Here is a 17,887-nt window from a genome sequence, read left to right as displayed (position 1 = left end):
GTGTGAATAGCCATAAACAGACCATCACAGGGAGGTGAACCACTGAGGAGACCAAGGTGAACTCACCCTGAACGGTGCCGGATGCCCTGACTCACTCCTCTGGCAGCAGAACCGTGACCCCTGCTGCGTCGAGCGCCGCGGCCAACTCCGTCGACGGCGCCTTGTCGGTGATCAGGTAGTCGGCACTCTCCAGCGGAACGATCTGCGCGAACAGCCGCCGGTCGAGCTTGGTGGAGTCGGCCAGAATGGCCGTGCGCTCGGCCCGGCTGATCATCTGGGTCATCATGGCGGCGTCGCCGAGGTTCGACGTCGAACAGCCTGATGCGTCCACGGCGCCGACGGCGATGAGCGCCATATCGCAGCGGATTTCGACCTCTGGCGTGCTCCCGCTCATCCCGAGGGTAACTGGGCCCGTCGTCGCCTGTGTGAGGGTGCGCACGGCTCCGCCGAACATGTAGAGGTCGCGGAACACCACTGGCGAGATCTCCGCCGGGATCCGGAGGTTGTTCGTGGCGATGGTCAGGTTGCGGTGGTTCCGGAGCGCCCGGGCGACGGCGAGGCTCGTCGTCCCGGCGTTGATCATCAGGACGGAGCCGTCGGTCACCAGTTCCACGGCGAGCTGGGCGATCGCCTCCTTCTCCGCCGTCTGCATGCTGAGGCGCACGTCGATTTCCCGGTCCCGCCCGGCCCGCTCCGACGTACTGACGGCACCGCCGTGCGTCCGGATCACGATATTCTCCCGGTCCAGCTGGTCGAGGTCGCGGCGGATCGTGTCGATGGACACGTTGAAGTGCGCGGCGAGGTCCGCGACCGTCACCCGGCCCACCTCGTCTACATAGGCCGCTAGGTCCGCCTTCCGCCCCGCAGGAAGTTGGCGCACGCGCTGTAGTTCTTGCGATGTCATGCACCCATCTGTAACACATGGACTCTTTTAGCGCAGCAAAAACAGCAGAAATCTGCAGCTTTTTGCATCCTACACAAGGATCTGGCGTGACTTTTCTGCTGCTTTGCGCTTATTTCTCTCGCAAAACCCTTGACGGACCGCTGTGACCGAGCGCACACTTGTGGAAGAAAGAAGCAAGAAACAGCATAATCCTGCGAAATATCGCACTATCTCAACGAGGAGACCTGATGTCCACCCATCGGCGCACGCGTACCCGCGCAACACTGCTTACCGGCATGGCAACCACCGCAGTATCGATCGTCGCACTCACGGGCTGCGGTTCGGGCGGGTCCGGTTCGGAAGCGGCCGGCGACGTCACCATCGAATTCGCCCAGTGGTGGGAGCCCGAACTTCCCGATGGCGAATTCCGCGCCCTGATCGACGCGTTCGAGGGGGAGAACCCCGGGATCACCGTGGATCTCGTCAGCGGACCCTACGCCTCCACGAAGGAGCAGCTGTTCGCCGGAGCGGCCTCGGGCACAATGCCCGACGTCGTCGGCCTGGACGGCGCCTGGGTCAGCGACTTCGCGAAGCAGGGCGTCATCGCCGACCTCGGTCCCCTGCTGGATGAGGCCGGCTTCGACGACAGCCAGCTCGTGAGCCAGGTCAAGGTCGATGACAGCACGTATATGGTCCCGGTCGTGAACTTCGTCTACCCGATGTTCACCAATGACGACCTCCTGGCCGAGGCCGGCGTGAGCGCTCCGCCGGAGACCCGTTCGGAATTCGCCGACGCGGCCAAGAGCATCTCGGACCTCGACGGCGACGCTTCCGGCTGGGTCCTTCCCCTCTCGCTCGAGGCGCCGAACGGTGTCCAGAACGACGTCATGTCCTGGGCCTGGGCATCGGGTGGCACCATGCTCAAGGACGGTCAGCCCGACCTCACGAACGACGACGTCACTTCCGCCGTCGAGTTCATCGGCGGCATGTGGGACGACGGCGTGATCGCTCCGGGCAGTTTCACCATGAAGGAACAGGACAAGGTCGAGGAGTTCACCAACGGCCGTGTCGGCATGATGATCGATTCCCTTGCGCACATCAACCTGATCCGGGAGACCAATCCGGACCTGAAATTCTCCATCTCGGCGGTTCCCGCAGCCGATGACTACACCGGCGAACGCGGCATCCCCTACGCCTCCTGGGGCATCGGCGTCGCCGAGAACTCCGAGAACAAGGATGCGGCCGCCAAGCTGGTGTCCTTCCTGATGAGCGAGGAGACCAACTCCGAGCTCTCGACCATGGCAAACGCCTTCCCCGGCAACACCGAATCCGTCCCTGCCTTCGTCGAGGACGACGAGCTGTTCAAGAAGGCCTTCGACATCTACCAGGCGGGCTACCCGGCCAACGAGTTCGTCGGCCTCCCCGTCGCGGAGGAACTGATGCGCCAGCTCGGAGCTCAGCTGCAGGCCGCCTTCGACGGCCAGCAATCCCTATCCGATGCGCTCGATAAGGCGCAGGCGGAGTGGGAAAGCGAGTTCTAGGTCCTCCTCCCCGAACCGGATCGGGCACCGCTGCCTCCGCGCGGTGCCCGATCCCTCCACAAAGGTCACCCCATGAGCCTCCGCACCGTCACACCGCCTGACCCCGAGACCCTCGTCCAGGGAGCACCTCCCAGGAAGCGCCGCCAGCTGCGACGCGCCGGTGAGTCCTACGGCTTCCTCTCTCCCACGCTGATCCTGCTCTTCATCCTCATGATCGTCCCGATCGTGATGGTGATCGGCTACTCCTTCCAGGACAACGTGATTTTGAAGTCGTCCTCCGAGTTCACCGGGACGGCCAACTACGTCACCGTGCTGACGGACCCGGCGTTCTGGAAGGCAACCAGCAACACCGTTTTCTTCTCCACCGTCAGCGTTACCGTGCACCTGGTCCTCGGCCTCACATTCGCGATGCTGCTGAACAGCCCACTGATCAGCGTGACTTCCCGGGCCATCTTCCGTGCCCTGTACGTCCTGCCGTGGCTCTTCACCGCCGCCGTCATCGCCGTCCTGTGGCGCATGCTGCTCTCGCCCAACGGGATCATGAACTTCCTGCTGAACACAGACGTGGAGTGGCTCGCCGATCCGCAGCTCGCGCTCGGCACGGTGACCTTCATCAACATCTGGGCCGGCTACCCGTTCTTCATGGTCAGCCTCCTGGCCGGCCTGCAGGGCATTCCACAGGACCTCCACGAGGCGGCAAGTATCGACGGCGCCAGCCACGTCCAACGCTTCTGGAATGTAACCATTCCCCAACTGCGCCCCATCATCATCAGCCTCGTGCTCCTCGACCTGATCTGGACCTCCCAGCAGTTCGCGCTGATCTGGCTGACCACGGGCGGCGGTCCGATAGACGTTACCGAGATGCTCAGCACTTACACGTACAAGCTCGCCTTCGCCAACTACGACTTCTCGCTCGCCGCGACCGCCGCGGTGCTGATTCTGCTGATGTCGCTGGTCCTGGCCGTCCTCTACGTTCGTCACCAGAAAGCAAGGGATTGACATGGCGATGACCACCACGCAACGCCGCACGCGCCTGGCGAAGTCAGGCGTCCTGGCGGGACTGATCCTCGGAGCAGTGTTTGCCGCAGGGCCCGTGCTCTGGATGCTGTCCAGCTCGTTCAAGTCCAACACCGAGATCTTCGAACTGCCGCCCAGACTCATCACGGACACGTTCTCATTCGACGCCTACGCCGCGATCCTCACGAACTCCGAGACGCTGCGGTTCTTCTTCAACAGCTATCTGGTGGCCGGCGTAGTCACCATCCTGACGCTCCTGGTGGCCATCCACGCCGCCTACGCGTTCAGCCGCTTCGAGTTCCGCGGCAAGCGGGTGCTGAACGTCGTCATCATCAGCGTTCAGGCCGTGCCGCCCATCACCCTGCTCATCCCGTACTTCGGCCTGGTGGTGGCTCTCGGCCTCTACAACACCTACCCGGGCCTCATCTTCACGTACATGGTTTTCACGCTGCCCTACGCCATCATCATGATGACCGGCTACATGAACACCTTGCCCCGTGAGCTGGACGAGGCGGTGCGGGTCGACGGCGCCGGTTCGCTCACCGCGCTATGGCGAGTCCTCGTCCCCATCTCTGTCCCCGGCATCGTGTCAGTGGGCATCTACACGTTCATGATCGCCTGGAACGAATACCTCTTCGCTCTCACGCTCACCCGGACCACGGAAATGCGCACCGTGCCCATCGGCATCCAGCTGCTCATGGGCCAGCACTCGTACGAGTGGAACCAGATCATGGCGATGAGCATCCTCGGGTCCATCCCCGTGCTCATCCTCTTCCTGGTCCTGCAACGTTTCTTCATCAGCGGCCTCACCGCCGGCTCCGTCAAGAGCTGACCCCACACACCACCTTTCGCACCTCATCTATCCAAGGAGAATCACAGTGCTGTACACCGGTAAGTCCATCCTCGATATCGCCAACGAACACAACTTCGCCATTCCCGCCTTCAACATCAGCGACTGGGCTATGTTCAACGGCGTCATGGACATCAGCGAGGAGCTGGAGGCGCCGGTCATCATCGCCATCCACCCGGACGAGGTCTCCCACATCCGCACGGACCTCGTGGCTGCCATGCGCAGCCGGGCTCACCGCTCCAGTGTCCCTGTAGCTATTCACTGGGACCACGGCGGGACATACGAGCAGATGATCACCGCCATCCAGGCTGGCTTCACCTCTGTCATGATTGATGCCTCCCTGCTTCCCTTTGACGAGAACGTGGCCCTGACCCGCAAGGTCGTCGAAGCTGCCCATGCCGTCGGCATCCAGGTGGAGGGCGAGCTCGGTACCATTGGCGCCAATGACAGCTACGGCGAGTCCGGTGCCGCCGAAATCATCTACACCAACACCGACGACGCCGTCCGCTTCGTCCAGGAGACCGGCGTGGACAGCCTGGCGATCGCCATCGGCACCTCCCACGGTCTGTACCCGGCGGAGAAGAACCCCGAGCTGCGCCACGACCTCCTCGAGGAGATCAAGGCCGCCGTCCGCATCCCGCTCGTGCTGCACGGCGGGTCCGCGAACCCGGACAGCGAGCTGGCGCGCGCGGTGAGCCTCGGCATCAACAAGATCAACATCTCCAGCGACATCAAGGTCTCCTACCACAACGCCATGCGGCGCATTTTAGGGACGGACGAGCGCCTGCGGGAGCCGAACGCCATCCAGCCCGAGGCCGTCGCTGCCCTGAAGGTAACCGCCGCCGAGAAGATCGACCTCTTCGGCGCGGACGGCAAGGCCAAACTGTACTGAGACCATTGCCTGGAGCATGCTTGCATGCGGGGTGACGCACGGTTGACGCAGCCTTGACACGAGACTGACAGGAAAAGGGGATCGGTGACATGGAAACCACGCTCGTCCTCGGACTCGGCGGAACAGTCGACTACGAGGTGCAGTGGGACGCGGCGATCATCGGATCACTGGCCGAACAGTACGGCATCCGACGGGCGGAGCTCACCACCATGGCACCGATCATGGACGAGCGATCACTGGTGGTCACCATCCTCGCCTTCGTGGTTGACGGTGCCGGCGGGGAGCGCTTTGTTGCCTCTTCCGAGGTGGTCAAGCGGTTCGCTGACCGCTTCGCCAAGGAGATCACGCTCGGCGGCACCGGGGTGCGGGCAGGCATCGCCCTCGACCGGCTCGGTATCCCGAGTGTCCAGCACCTCGTCAGCATCGACGACCACGTGCGGCGGCTCATGCCGGCGTCCATCTCCTGGGTCAGCTCGGCTACCGGGGACACCCTGGATCCGCACTTGATCGTGCAGTACCCGGCCGGGACGGTCATCCGGTTCGACGACGGCGAGATTGTCTCGCCGTCGTCGAACCGCTTGATCTTCGCCAACGATCCGCCGAATCGCAGCATGGCGATCGCGCCGGAACTGGGGGACGCGCTCACCGCTGCCGGCGCCTTCCTCGTCTCAGGCTTCAACACCATGCAGGACGAGGTGCTGCTCGAACAGCGGCTCAGCGACCTCGACGCCGCACTTGTTCATCTGCCGGCCGATGCCCTCCTGTACTACGAGGACGCGGGTTTCTACGTCCGGCGGTTCGCCGAACGGATCTGGGCGCACCTGCTGCCCCGCATCGACGTATACGGCATGAACGAGGACGAACTCCAGGAGTACCTGGCACGGCCCGTCGACCTGCTGGACGCTGCCGACGTCGCCGCAGCCCTCCTCGATTTACACCAACTCATCCCGGTACCCACGCTGCTCGTCCACACCCAGCACTGGGCGATCGCGGTTGGCCCGACGGCGGAACGGCACGGCGCCGCCCTCGCTTCCGCGGTACGAATGGCAGCCACACGTTTCCGTGTGGGGGACGCATTCACCGCGTCCGATTTTGCTGCCACGGCTCTCTTTCCGCTTAGCAGTCGGGGCGAGCGCGTGGTGGACGGCGTCGAGCGAATGATCCCCGGCTCAGTCGGCGTCCCGGCCTTTCGGATCGACACCGCGACTCCGACGACCATCGGGCTGGGCGACAGCTTCGTCGGAGGCTTCCTGGTAGTCCACGCACCGGTTCCGGAACCATCAGCGATGGGTCATCGATCCGCGCAGCCAGATCCGCAAGGTTAGCGGCCGATCACCGGCAGTGGGCGCCAGGACCGGCCGCAGAGTTTGCTGCCTTAGCTCGTTCCGCTCGCAACCATCGCTGACTGTTCGTTGTGCGCAACGTAGCTCCGCTGGATGCCTATCTGGTCAGCCACATACTTGGCGTCATGCCAAACGCCCCAGATGAAGCTCGATCCGCGGCGCGACTGCCACGGCAGACCCAGGAAGTAGACGCCGGGTTCGGTGGATACCCCACGCTGCTGCCGCGGCCTGCCGTTCTCGTCGAACGCATCCACTTTCAACCAGCTGTAGTCGACAGCGAAGCCGGTCGCCCAGATGATTGACGTGACCCCCGCTGTTGCGAGATCCAGTTCGGAGAAAGGATCGGTAACGCACGCCGGGTCAGCCTCCAGGACGCGGGCCCCAGCTTCTTCGGGCAGATCGAGGCCATTCCGCTCGACGTAAGCGTCCGCTTCGTCGAGTAGTTCAAGGTAGTGAGCGTCTCCGTTCGAGATGTTCTTTCGGAGATCGTCGGCGAACCGTATGGTCCCTTCCTCGAAAGAAAGGGTCCGCCCAACGAGTTTGATCCCGCTATGCGCGAGGTAGCGGAAATCAACTGTATGACCGCCGTCGGCCCCGCTGACCGCGATTGTCACGTGCTCCGCTCCCTGCGGGGGAGCAGAAGCTTCCCACTTGTTCAGAACTCCGAGCCACCAGCAGAAATCGCGTCCACGGTAACTTCGCGGAGGACGGTCATGCGGGCCTACAGAGAGGTAGACCTGGCGGCCCGACCGCTGGACTTCAGCGGCAATCTGGACACCTGATGACCCGGCACCGACCACCAGCACGGCGCCCTCGGGAAGCTGCCCCGGGTTGCGGTACTTGCTGGAGTGCAGCTGGGTCAGGTTGGCAGTTTCGGGAACGACGGCGGGAATCACCGGACGCTGAAATGGTCCGGTAGCAGCGACGACGTAGCGGGCGGTGAAGTTCCCTTCCGAGGTCTCCACCTGGAAGCCGGCTGTGCCGACGTTCCGGCGCACGGACGTCACCTCGACCCCGGAGCGAATCGGCGCACCGATCTTCTCTGCATAGGCCACGAAGTAGTCGGCGACCTGCTCTTTCGATGCGAATTCGCCCGGTTCGAGGTCGGCGAAGCTCATTCCCGGGAAACGGTCGTGCCATGCGGGTCCGTTCGCCACCAGGGAGTCCCACCGCTCGGAGCGCCAGCGCTCGGCGATACGGTGGCGCTCAAGAACCAGATGCGGGATCCCTTGCTCGCTCAAATGTTCGCTCATCGCGACGCCGGCTTGGCCTGCGCCTACAACGAGGACCTCAACCTCAGGGCTGGACATGTGAATCTCCTCTACGTTCTGCGACCACTGAACTCCGTGTTATTTCAATTCTTCCGGCTGCGACTTCATCTGCATAGCTAATAAAAACGCTCCGAATCATCTGATGTGCAGATGCAATGAGCGCTATGAAACGGGCGATGCCAGTTTTGCTGAGCGTGGGTACACCGACTCGCCTTCAAGGATCGTCCTCTAGAAAATAGGTTTGAGCGGCGCGTTGAGAACGCGCCGCCCAACCCGGGGGATCAAACGCCGGAGGTGAAGGCTTTGCTATCCGTTGTTACGTCGTCGGTAACGCCGGCGTCGCGGACCTTCTTGCCGCGGACGTAGCCCACGATGCCCAGGGCAAGAATGCAGCCGAGCGTGCCGAGAGCGAAGGCCTCGAAGGTGAACTGGGAGACGCCCCAGATCTCTTCGAAGTTGTATTCCAGCCCGAAGAGGACGTCCAGGGTGCCGGGGAAGATGGCCACCCACGAGCCGATCAGGATCCAGCCGAAGCAGATCGCTCCGAGGATCTTGAACCCTTTATCCGACACCGGGACCTTGAAGGGGCGGTGGGTTGTCGGGTACTTGGTGCGCAACATGACCGCTGCGGGGATGGCGAGCAGGTAGCTGAGCAGGAAGGTGGAGATTGCGATGGTCAGCACCACTCCGAACAGTGCACTGCTGGTGCCGGTCAGTTGCATTGCAGCGAGCATGAACAGGGTCGCCACCACACCGGACAGGGTGTTGACGCGGATGGGCGTGCCCAGCTTGGGGTGGAAGTAGCCGAAGAAGCCTCCGAAGAAGGAACCGTCGGCGGCAGCCATGGCCTGCATGCGGTCACTGATGATCATCCACGCGGCGCCCTGGGAGACCAGCACAAAGCAGAAGACCATCGCGGAAATCGCCAGCATGACTTCCGCCGCGCCGCCAAACACCGTGTAGACCGTGGCAATAGCACCGAACAGTCCGCCGATGCCGGTGATCTGGTCGACGGGCACCACCAGCAGAATGGCAAGGATCGGCAGGAGGTAGCTTGCCGCAGCGATGACTGAGGATCGCGCCACGGAGATGGGAACGTCTTTGGCCGGGTTCTTCATTTCCCCGGCGGCGCTGTTACCGGACTCGAACCCGAGAAAGGAGAACAGGAGCAACGGGGTAACGCCAAGGAAGCCTGCCAGGGTGGGGGAGAAGAAGCCGAGGTCCAGACCGTTGAAGCCGTGCTGAATCCCGTAGACGATCGTGACGAGGATGAAGAACGTGAGGAAGAGGACCTTGAGGATGGCGCCCAGCGACGGTAGCCATTTGCCGTGCTTCAGGCTGATGATGGCTGAGGTGACGGTGATCCAGATGAAGGTCAGTTTGAAGACGTAATCGCCAACGCTGCCCGCATCGATATGGCTGACGTACTCTGACCACGTTTCCACCGCAACGAAGGCCATGGCGCCGCCCACCCAGACGGGCTGTGTCACCCAGGTGAAGAGCGAGGTGATGGCGGCCACCACTCGGCCGAAGGCCATCTTCGTCCAGACGTACACACCTCCCTCTTCGGTGAACGCTCCGCCGGTCTCAGCGAAGATGAGTCCGTAGGGAATCATGAAGGTGATGGCGAGGATGAGTGTCCAGGTGAAGGTTTCTCCGCCGAAGCCGGAAACCTGTCCCAGCACTTCTACGGAGATGACTGCTGCGACCACCAGTAACAGGATGTCGAAGCGGCCGAGGGACTTCTGCAGATGCTTGCTCTGCTCCTCAGCGAGGCGGGTCTTGCCTACTGGTTGATCCATGATCGGTCCTTTGCTTTTGCTTGCGTTTGCAGCGTCGCAAACGGGGCGGGAAGAGTGCGGCGGCACCTCAGTTGGGACGGGTGAGGCGACGTGTATTGCGAGAAGCGTAGGCCTGTGAACTGCATCACGTACACCATTGAATATCGATGAGAATCATCGATTCATCAGATGCAGGCGGCTAGCCGAACTGTATCCAGGTCGTCTTGGGTGCCGTGTAGTTATCGAAGGCATGAAGGGACAGGTCCCGGCCGAAACCCGACTGCTTGAATCCGCCAAACGGCGTCGTGTTACCCAGGGCGTCCACGGTGTTCACAGAAACGGTCCCGGCCAGCAGGTCACCAGCCACCCGGTGGGCGCGCGAGAGATTCGACGTCCACACCGATGCCGCGAGTCCGTAGTCGGTTGCGTTGGCGAGGGCTATCGCCTCGGCCTCGGTGTCGAAGGCATGCAGCACTGCTACCGGCCCGAAGATCTCCTCGCGGTGAACCTCATGGTCGGTGCCGAGTCCGCCCAGCAGTGTCGGTTCCAGGTAGGCGTTGGAGCCGCGAACCTCCCGGCGCCCGCCGCCGAAAAGCACCTCGCCGTCGGTGCGGCCGCGCTTAATCCAGCCCTCGACGTCGTCGGTATGGGCGCTGCTGATCAGCGAACCATTCCCCTCCAGGCCGGCCAGCGGATCTTCGGGCGTGTAGCCGGCAGCGGCCTTGGCCAGCAGTGCCGCAAAGTCATCGTGCACCTCCCGTTGGACCAGGATGCGTGAGTTGGCGGAACACACCTGCCCTTGGTTGTAGAAGGCCCCGAAGGCGGCTTTGGCGGCCGCCGTAGCAAGGTCCGCCGTATCGGCGAAGATGATGTTGGAGCTCTTGCCCCCGGCTTCGAGGCTCAGCCGCTTGAGGTTGCTTTTGCCGGATGCCTCGAGCAGGGTCCGCGACACGGCAGTGGAACCCGTGAAGGCAAGGGCGTCCACGTCCATGTGATGCGCCAGTGCGGCGCCCACTTCCCGCCCGCTGCCCGTGACGATATTCAGGACGCCCGCCGGAAGCCCGGCCTCCGCAGCAAGCTCCGCCACGCGCAGGATACTCAGGGAAGTCTGCTCAGCAGGCTTGAGCACCATGGTGTTCCCCGAAGCGAGAGCCGGCGCGATCTTCCAGATCGCGATTTCGAGCGGATAATTCCAGGGCACGACGGCGGCCACCACACCGAGCGGTTCCCGCGTCACCAGCGCTGTGGCTCCGGGCGGAACGGCGGGTAATTCGCCGCTTTGTTTGTCCGCGGCCTCGGCATACCAGCGGAGGGTCGAGATGGCTCCCGGGACGTCGACCGTCGTCGTCTGCAGTATTGGCTTGCCGCTGTCCAGCGTTTCCAGGAGTGCCAGTTCGTCGGCGTGCTGTTCCATGAGTGCAGCGACCGCGAGGAGCGCTTCCTTGCGATTTTCTGCGCCACTGCGGGACCAGGCTGGGAAGGCGCGCCGGGCGGCGGCGACCGCAATGTCGACGTCGGCGGACCGGCAGGCCGCCACTTCCGCCAGGGCGCGGCCATCGATGGGACTGATGGCGGCGCGCGAGAGCTGATCGCCTGCTGTCACGCGGCGTCCCTCGATGAAGGCGCGCCCGTCGATGGAGAGTGCGTCGGCGCGGCTCTGCCAATCGGTGGAAGTGGTGCTGGTAGTCATGAGGGCTCCTTTGGTGGGCGTTGGTTAGATGACGGAATCGAGGGGGTGGCGTTCGGAGGGCAGCGGGGCAGGTGTAGGGCGCGGGTCAGGGTCCATGCGGAGTGCAGCAGAAGCGAGCATGAGGCAGAGCAACTCCACCGCCAGGAGGGCGAGCATCGCGGTGCCATGGTCTGTTCCACCCGGGGTTCCGCCGCCATGCATTGGTCCGTGATGGGAGCCGCCGGCGGGCCACGCGAGAACCGCCAAATGAATCAGGATCATTGCGGCGCCCATGAAGAGCAAATGTTCTGCTGCCCGAGAGGTGCAGCGTTGCCCGGTCACCATGGGCGCGGCGCACGCGAGGCAAAGGACAGCCATTGCAGCCATCCACCACGCCATCGGGCCTGCTGGTCCGGCGGCGGCTGCGGCACTGTGAGCTGTGGTGCTCACGGCAATAGCGATGATGACAAGGCTCGTCCGGACTCGATCGGCACGTGAGTAACCAGGGGAGCGCGCTGCAAGCTGGTGCATTTCCCTCCTGACTGGCGTCTTTCCACCTGCGGGCTTTACGTCTGGGCTGTGAGGTGCGTAACATCAAAGCGTTGGTTGAACAGTTGTACCACCAAAACCCGACTTTCAGGAAGTGCCATGACGCTTGAATCACCTACCCTGGCTGCGCTGACGCAGCACCCGCTGGACCAGATCACGGCTCCGGAGATCACCGAAGCCCGCCGCATCCTGGCCGACGCCGGACTGGTCGCCGACACCACCCGATTCGCGTACCTCGGGCTGATCGAGCCACCGAAGTCCGCGCTTTACGACGACGACGCCGAAGAAGCGGGCACCGAGCGCTCCGTCCGTGCCATGCTCTGGGACGCGGCGCTCTCGCGCTCACTGGACGTTCGCCTTTCCCTGACGAGTGGGCAGATCCTGGGCCAGCGCGAATTGGACCCCGCCGTCGACGGCCAACTGCCCGTCTTGATCGAGGAATTCGAGATCATCGAGACCATCCTCGCGAATGATTCGCAGTGGGTTGCCTCGCTCGCCGCCCGTGATCTCACACCGGCTCAGGTTCGGGTGGCACCACTCTCGGCTGGCGTCTTCGAGTACGAGAACGAGACCGGCAAGCGGCTCCTCCGCGGACTCGGCTTCCGCCAGGACCACGCAAAGGACCACCCCTGGGCGCACCCGATCGATGGGCTCGTGGCGTTCGTCGACGTGGAAAAGCGCCGGGTGGATTACCTCATTGATGACGGGCCCGTCGCGGTCCCCGAGGTCAACGGCAATTACACCGAACCCGCGATCCACGGTGAACACCGTACCGACCTGAAGCCCATTGAGATCACCCAGCCCGACGGCCCGAGCTTCACCCTGGAGGGCAACCTGCTTTCCTGGGCCGGTTGGGACCTGCGGGTTGGTTTCGATGCCCGCGAAGGGCTGGTGCTCCAGCAGTTGCATCACACACACAGTGGACGACGGCGCCCGCTCATCCACCGCGCATCGATCTCCGAAATGGTGGTTCCCTACGGCGACCCTTCGCCGTACCGGAGCTGGCAGAACTACTTCGACTCCGGCGAATACCTCGTGGGCCGTGACGCCAATTCCCTGAAGCTCGGCTGCGACTGCCTGGGCGAAATCACCTACATGTCGCCTATCGTCGCCGACGACTTCGGCAATCCGCGCACCATCGAAAACGGCATCTGCATCCACGAGGAGGATGCCGGTATTCTCTGGAAGCACACGGACGAATGGGCAAACTCCAACGAGGTGCGCCGCAACCGCCGCCTCGTGGTCTCCTTCTTCACCACCGTGGGTAACTATGACTACGGCTTCTACTGGTACCTCTACCTTGACGGCACCATCGAATTCGAAGCAAAGGCAACCGGCATCGTCTTCACGGCGGCCCTCCCGGATAGGGACTACCCCTACGCGTCGGAAATAGCACCGGGTTTGGGAGCGCCGTACCATCAGCACCTCTTCAGCGCCCGCCTGGACATGATGATCGACGGCGCCACCAACCGGGTTGAGGAGCTGGACCTCGTGCGCCTGCCCAAGGGTGAAGGGAATCCGCACGGCAACGCCTTCACCCAGCAGCGCACCCTGCTTGCCCGCGAATCCGATGCCATACGCGACGCCGACGGCACCAAGGGCCGCGTCTGGCACATCAGCAACCCGGAGTCGCTGAACCACCTCGGCCACCCGGTGGGTTACACGCTCTACCCGGAAGGCGGCCCCACCCTCGCGATGGCCGATGACTCCTCCATCGCTTCACGGGCAGCGTTCGCACGTCACCACCTCTGGGTCACCCGTCACGCGGAGGACGAACTCTATGCTGCCGGTGACTTCGTGAACCAGCACAGCGGTGGCGCCGGACTGCCCGCGTTCGTGGCACAGGACCGCGATATCGACGGACAGGACCTCGTGGTGTGGCACTCCTTCGGGTTGACTCACTTCCCTCGACCGGAAGACTGGCCGATCATGCCCGTGGACACCACCGGGTTCAAGCTGAAGCCGCACGGCTTCTTTGACGCCAACCCCACGCTGAACGTGCCGCCGTCGTCGTCCGGGCACTGCGCCAGCGGAAGTGCAGCGAAGAATCAAATCGCTGACACCGCCGTCGGACATTCCCAATCCGGCGGCTGCCACTAGCATCAGACTCCCGCGGGGGCACGTATCAGCGCGCCCCCGCGGTGATACGGTGCACACGGCCGAGAGAACCCGCAAACGAAGGAGCGAGCATCATGCCCCGCTTGGTGGATCACCAGGAGCGACGCCGTTCAATCATCGAGACCACCTGGCAATTGATTGCTGAGCAGGGGATCGAGAACGCGAGCATGCGGGACATCGCGCGGGAGTGCGGCTACGCTGCGCCCGGCGTCCTGGCCCACTACTTCCCGAATAAGGATGCGCTGCTGCTCGCGTCCTATGAGCTGATTTGCGAGCGCACCAATGAGCGGATCGCTGCCGGTACGGAAGGCCGTCGCGGCCTCGCCGCGTTGCGGGGGCTGTGCCTGGAGATCATTCCGGCGGACCCGCTGACGGTAGTGGAAGCCCGCGTGGCGATTTCCTTTTGGCAGCGCGCGCAGACTGAGGAGTCGCTGCGTGCAGTCGGCCGGGACGCGTTGCTGCACTGGCGCAGCCTGATGATGGGTTTCCTTGCGGAAGCAGAGCACGACGGCGAATGCCCGCCTTTGGCGGACCCCGACACGATCGTCGACGAGCTCCTGAACACCATGATGGGGCTGCATGTCACGTCGATGCTGGACCCCCATGTGGTCACCGGCTCGCGTCAACGCCACATGATGGAGCGGGCTCTAGCCCGGCTATCGGCGGGGCAATCCGCGGGCGTCTAGTCCTTCACCGGTGGCTTCGGTTGGCCTGCGGCCGCGCGCTGCTGGCGCACGCTTTGAGCGACCGCCCTCATGCGCGCCGTCGGGCGTTGCGTTCGTAGTCGTGCCAGCACGATGCTCAGTTCAGGCACTTTGTCCTTGATGACGACGGCGGCTACGTGTCCGCCGTCGTACGTCAATCCGTGCTGCGGGCGCTGGTGGAGGATCGAGTAGCCGTGACCGTTGGCCACGAAGGTACGCACCGTCTCGTAACTGGCGGAGCGGAACTGCACATCGGGTTCGAATCCTGCGCTGCGGAGGATCGAGAGCATGAGCTCGCGGCTATGCGGGAGGTCGAGCAGGACGAACGGTTCCTCGGCCACTTCGGAGAGCGAAACCTCCTTGCGGGAGGCGAGTTTGTGCTCCGGAGGGAGGGCCAGGTACGGGCGGACGCTGTCGACGGCGGTAACCGCGATCGCTTCCGGAAGCCCAAGGTCATAGCAGAGGGCCAGGTCCGCCTGGCCGGTGAGAAGCGCGGCTGAGCAGCCGGCGGCGTCAGCCTCGGTGACTTCCAGCTCGAGGTTCGGGTGGTCGGCACGGAGCCGCCCCAAAAGTCCGGGTAGCAGGAAGGGCGCCAGCGTACTGAAACACGCCAGGCGGATGCGCCCCTCGACGCTGCGCTGCTCGCCGCGGGCGTGATCCAGGGCTTCTTCCAGGTGCCCGAGCACTGCTTGGGCATCGCGGAGGAACAGCTCACCGGCGGGAGTGAGCAGCAGGCCCTTGGACCGTTGCCGGATGAAGAATTGGGAACCGACGCTCTTCTCCAGTTGGGAGACGGCCGCCGAGACCGCGGATTGAGCCACGTTCAGGCGAAGAGCGGCTCCGGTCATCGACAGTTGGGCGGCAGCTTCGACGAAGTAGCGCAGCTGGGTGAGCGTGACATCCATGCCCGACAGCATAACCCCTTCAACACTTCTACTGATGCAACTTCTCAGAAATGACTGTTAGACAGATTCAGTCCAGGGGAGGAAGCTGAGAACAGACATTCACATCCCTTGATCATCAGGAGTAGACCACGTGAAGCATCAGCGCATCCGCACCTTCAATACGAAGGACACCTACCCCGAGCAGAACCTGGACAACGATCTGTGCCAGGCCGTCGTCGCCAACGGTGTTGTCTACCTGCGCGGCCAGATCGGTCAGGACCTGGACACTCGGGAGTCGGTCGGCATCGGCGACGTCGAGGCCCAGACCGAGAAGGCCATGGCGAACATCGACATGCTCCTGAAGGAAGCCGGCAGCAGCCTCGAGGACATCGTCAAGGTCACGGTGTACCTGGTCGATCCGCGTTATCGCGAGACGGTGTACCGCACCATGGGCCGCTGGCTCAAAGGCGTGTTCCCCGTGTCCACGGGAATTGTGGTGCAGGCGCTCGCGCGTCCGGAGTGGCTCGTCGAGATCGACGCCACCGCAGTGCTGTCGACGCCTGAGGCGGCGAAGTGACCTTCAGCATCGCCGCCACCGACGGCAATGGGCGGTTCGGTATCGCTGTTTCGTCGTCGTCGCCCGCGGTTGCGGCCCGGTGTGCGCACCTGCGTGACGGCGTCGGCGTCGTAAGTTCGCAAAACATTACTGACCCGAGGCTCGGCGCTCAGCTTCTTGATCGCATGCAGGCGGGGGCGTCCGCGCGCGAGGCGCTGGACGCCGTCGTTCAGGAGGCTCCCGGGATCGACTTCCGGCAGCTCGTCGTTCTGGACGCCGCCGGTGGGTCTGCCGTCTACAGCGGATCCAACACTCTCGGCACTTATGGTGAGGGTCGGGGCCAGGACTGCGTGGCTGCCGGGAATATGCTGACCAGTTCCGACGTCGCCCAGGCGCTCTGCGATGCGTTCGATGCCGCCGCCGGTGAGTTGGAAGAGCGTCTCCTGGCTGCGCTGAAAGGCGCCGAAGCCGCCGGGGGAGAGGTGGGGCCGGTGATGTCGGCGGGCCTGTCGGTTGTTTCCGACCATGGTTGGCGGGACACAGACCTGCGCGTGGACTGGCACGAGGATCCCATCGCTGAACTTGAGCGGCTGCTCGGGGTGTGGTTGCCGCAGCGCGAGGACTACGTGGTCCGCGGACTCGATCCTGCAGCGTCAGTCGGGTACGGGGTGCCCGGCGATGACCGCTGAGCAAACTCCTGAGTTTGACCAGCGCGCCCGTGTACTTGGCACTGTTTCTTCGGAGCACGCGCGGCTGATTGGGCTCTCCGAGCAGTTGCACGCGAATCCCGAGCTCGGGTGGCAGGAACATAAGGCGGCCGCATGGACCGCGGAGTACCTTACCGCCGTCGGCTTCGAGGTTGAGAAGGAGTACCTCGGCTTCCCGACGGCCCTTCGCGCGGTCTTCGGTTCCGGCAGCCGACGGGTTGGACTGATGGCGGAGTACGACGCACTTCCCGGCCTTGGGCACGCCTGCGGGCACAACATCATCACCGCGATCTCGTGCGGCGCCGCTGCGGCGCTCGCCGAATTCGCGGAGGAGCAGGACCTCACCGTCGAGGTGTACGGGACGCCGGCTGAGGAAGGCGGAGGCGGCAAGATTGAGCTGCTGAAGCGTGGCGCCTTCCAGGGGCTGAACCTGGCCATGATGGCTCATCCCAGTCCCGTGGACTCCGCTGATGCCCGGCCCTTCGCCGTCGCGCACAGCCACATTGAGTTCCAGGGGAAATCGGCCCATGCCGCCGCCTACCCGGAGATGGGTGTAAACGCGAACGATGCGTTCGTCGTCGCACAGGTTGCGCTCGGCCTGCTGAGGCAGCAGTTGCCGTCCGGGACCCGGGTGCACGGTATCCAAACCCGCGGGGGAGAGGCGCCGAACGCCATCCCCGAGAAGACTGAAGGCCGCTGGTATGTCCGTGCTGAAACGCTGGCGGAGCTCGAAGGGCTGGAGGAACGCGTGTACCGGTGCTTCGAAGCCGGCGCACTGGCCTCCGGTAGCGAGCTGACGATCACGCCGGAGTCCGAACCATACTCCGAGTTCCGGACCGACCAGCGAGCCCTTGAACTGTACGTCCGGCACGCCGAGTCGCTCGGACGGGACTTCAACGCACCACCCGAGCAGGCGACCATGAACCGCGCCTCCACCGACATGGGCAACGTCTCCCAGGTGGTGCCGGCCATCCATCCCTATATAGGTCTCGGCTGCTTCCCGGCAGCCAACCATCAGCCCAGCTTCGAGGCCCATTGTGTCGGCGATGCCGCGAACCAGGCAATTTACGACGGCGCTGCCGCCCTGGCGCTCACCGCGCTGGACTATCTGGCCTAGCCCTT

Annotated in this window: 16 protein-coding genes; 10 read left to right on the top strand and 6 right to left on the bottom strand. The window is 63.9% G+C overall.

Annotated elements, in window-relative coordinates; genetic code table 11:
• Positions 1-91: 91 nt before the first annotated feature.
• Positions 92-904, bottom strand: a complete 813-nt coding sequence (locus tag ACWA1U_RS01450; RefSeq protein ID WP_463723570.1) for a DeoR/GlpR family DNA-binding transcription regulator — start codon at positions 902-904, stop codon at positions 92-94.
• A gap of 227 nt (positions 905-1,131) precedes the next feature.
• On the opposite strand from ACWA1U_RS01450, the gene ACWA1U_RS01445 reads away from it, so the two are divergent.
• From ACWA1U_RS01445 to ACWA1U_RS01425, 5 genes are all read left to right on the top strand, one after another.
• Positions 1,132-2,424: an ABC transporter substrate-binding protein gene (locus tag ACWA1U_RS01445; protein ID WP_463723569.1), complete on the top strand. Its 1,293-nt coding sequence runs from the start codon at positions 1,132-1,134 to the stop codon at positions 2,422-2,424.
• A 72-nt stretch (positions 2,425-2,496) separates the two neighbouring features.
• The gene (locus ACWA1U_RS01440; protein WP_463723568.1) at positions 2,497-3,423 is read left to right on the top strand and encodes a carbohydrate ABC transporter permease; all 927 of its coding nucleotides are present in this window, start codon (positions 2,497-2,499) and stop codon (positions 3,421-3,423) included.
• Positions 3,424-3,430: 7 nt separating this feature from the next.
• Complete coding sequence (locus ACWA1U_RS01435) at positions 3,431-4,273, top strand: carbohydrate ABC transporter permease (RefSeq protein ID WP_463723567.1); 843 nt, start codon at positions 3,431-3,433, stop codon at positions 4,271-4,273.
• 46 nt (positions 4,274-4,319) lie between these two features.
• Positions 4,320-5,183: a ketose-bisphosphate aldolase gene (locus tag ACWA1U_RS01430; RefSeq protein ID WP_463723566.1), complete on the top strand. Its 864-nt coding sequence runs from the start codon at positions 4,320-4,322 to the stop codon at positions 5,181-5,183.
• Between the two features lie 89 nt (positions 5,184-5,272).
• Positions 5,273-6,508, top strand: coding sequence for an ADP-dependent glucokinase/phosphofructokinase (locus ACWA1U_RS01425; RefSeq protein ID WP_463723565.1), 1,236 nt, complete (start codon positions 5,273-5,275; stop codon positions 6,506-6,508).
• Positions 6,509-6,558: 50 nt separating this feature from the next.
• Here the strand turns inward: ACWA1U_RS01425 and ACWA1U_RS01420 are convergent, their stop codons facing one another.
• The 4 genes from ACWA1U_RS01420 to ACWA1U_RS01405 form a co-directional block, all read right to left on the bottom strand.
• Positions 6,559-7,836, bottom strand: a complete 1,278-nt coding sequence (locus ACWA1U_RS01420) for a flavin-containing monooxygenase (RefSeq protein WP_463723564.1) — start codon at positions 7,834-7,836, stop codon at positions 6,559-6,561.
• Between the two features lie 242 nt (positions 7,837-8,078).
• Positions 8,079-9,599, bottom strand: a complete 1,521-nt coding sequence (locus tag ACWA1U_RS01415; protein ID WP_463723563.1) for an APC family permease — start codon at positions 9,597-9,599, stop codon at positions 8,079-8,081.
• A 178-nt stretch (positions 9,600-9,777) separates the two neighbouring features.
• Entirely contained in the window at positions 9,778-11,268 is a 1,491-nt protein-coding gene (locus tag ACWA1U_RS01410) for an aldehyde dehydrogenase family protein (RefSeq protein WP_463723562.1), read from the bottom strand.
• 24 nt (positions 11,269-11,292) lie between these two features.
• Positions 11,293-11,697: a hypothetical protein gene (locus tag ACWA1U_RS01405; RefSeq protein WP_463723561.1), complete on the bottom strand. Its 405-nt coding sequence runs from the start codon at positions 11,695-11,697 to the stop codon at positions 11,293-11,295.
• A 198-nt stretch (positions 11,698-11,895) separates the two neighbouring features.
• Between ACWA1U_RS01405 and ACWA1U_RS01400 the strand changes: the two genes are divergently transcribed.
• Positions 11,896-13,896, top strand: a complete 2,001-nt coding sequence (locus tag ACWA1U_RS01400) for a primary-amine oxidase (RefSeq protein WP_463723560.1) — start codon at positions 11,896-11,898, stop codon at positions 13,894-13,896.
• 92 nt (positions 13,897-13,988) lie between these two features.
• Positions 13,989-14,600: a TetR/AcrR family transcriptional regulator gene (locus ACWA1U_RS01395; protein ID WP_463723559.1), complete on the top strand. Its 612-nt coding sequence runs from the start codon at positions 13,989-13,991 to the stop codon at positions 14,598-14,600.
• Here ACWA1U_RS01395 and ACWA1U_RS01390 read toward each other — a convergent pair.
• Positions 14,597-15,523, bottom strand: coding sequence for a LysR family transcriptional regulator (locus ACWA1U_RS01390; protein WP_463723558.1), 927 nt, complete (start codon positions 15,521-15,523; stop codon positions 14,597-14,599). The two genes, ACWA1U_RS01395 and ACWA1U_RS01390, sit on opposite strands and share 4 nt — an antisense overlap.
• 130 nt (positions 15,524-15,653) lie before the next feature.
• On the opposite strand from ACWA1U_RS01390, the gene ACWA1U_RS01385 reads away from it, so the two are divergent.
• Genes ACWA1U_RS01385 through ACWA1U_RS01375 form a run of 3 tightly spaced genes read left to right on the top strand, consistent with a single transcriptional unit; the run spans position 15,654 to position 17,882 of the window.
• Positions 15,654-16,079, top strand: coding sequence for a RidA family protein (locus ACWA1U_RS01385; protein ID WP_463723557.1), 426 nt, complete (start codon positions 15,654-15,656; stop codon positions 16,077-16,079).
• Positions 16,076-16,747, top strand: a complete 672-nt coding sequence (locus tag ACWA1U_RS01380) for a DUF1028 domain-containing protein (RefSeq protein ID WP_463723556.1) — start codon at positions 16,076-16,078, stop codon at positions 16,745-16,747. Before ACWA1U_RS01385 ends, ACWA1U_RS01380 begins: the two co-directional genes overlap by 4 nt.
• Positions 16,737-17,882 carry a M20 family metallopeptidase gene (locus ACWA1U_RS01375; protein ID WP_463723555.1) on the top strand — a complete coding sequence of 382 codons (1,146 nt, stop codon included), beginning with the start codon at positions 16,737-16,739 and terminating at the stop codon, positions 17,880-17,882. Before ACWA1U_RS01380 ends, ACWA1U_RS01375 begins: the two co-directional genes overlap by 11 nt.
• The last annotated feature ends 5 nt before the right edge of the window (positions 17,883-17,887 follow it).

The sequence above is a fragment of the Arthrobacter sp. TRD_SC_6 genome (genome assembly GCF_055361185.1).
The sequence above is the reverse complement of the archived record's forward strand: the minus strand, read 5'-3'. Positions and strand labels throughout refer to the sequence as shown.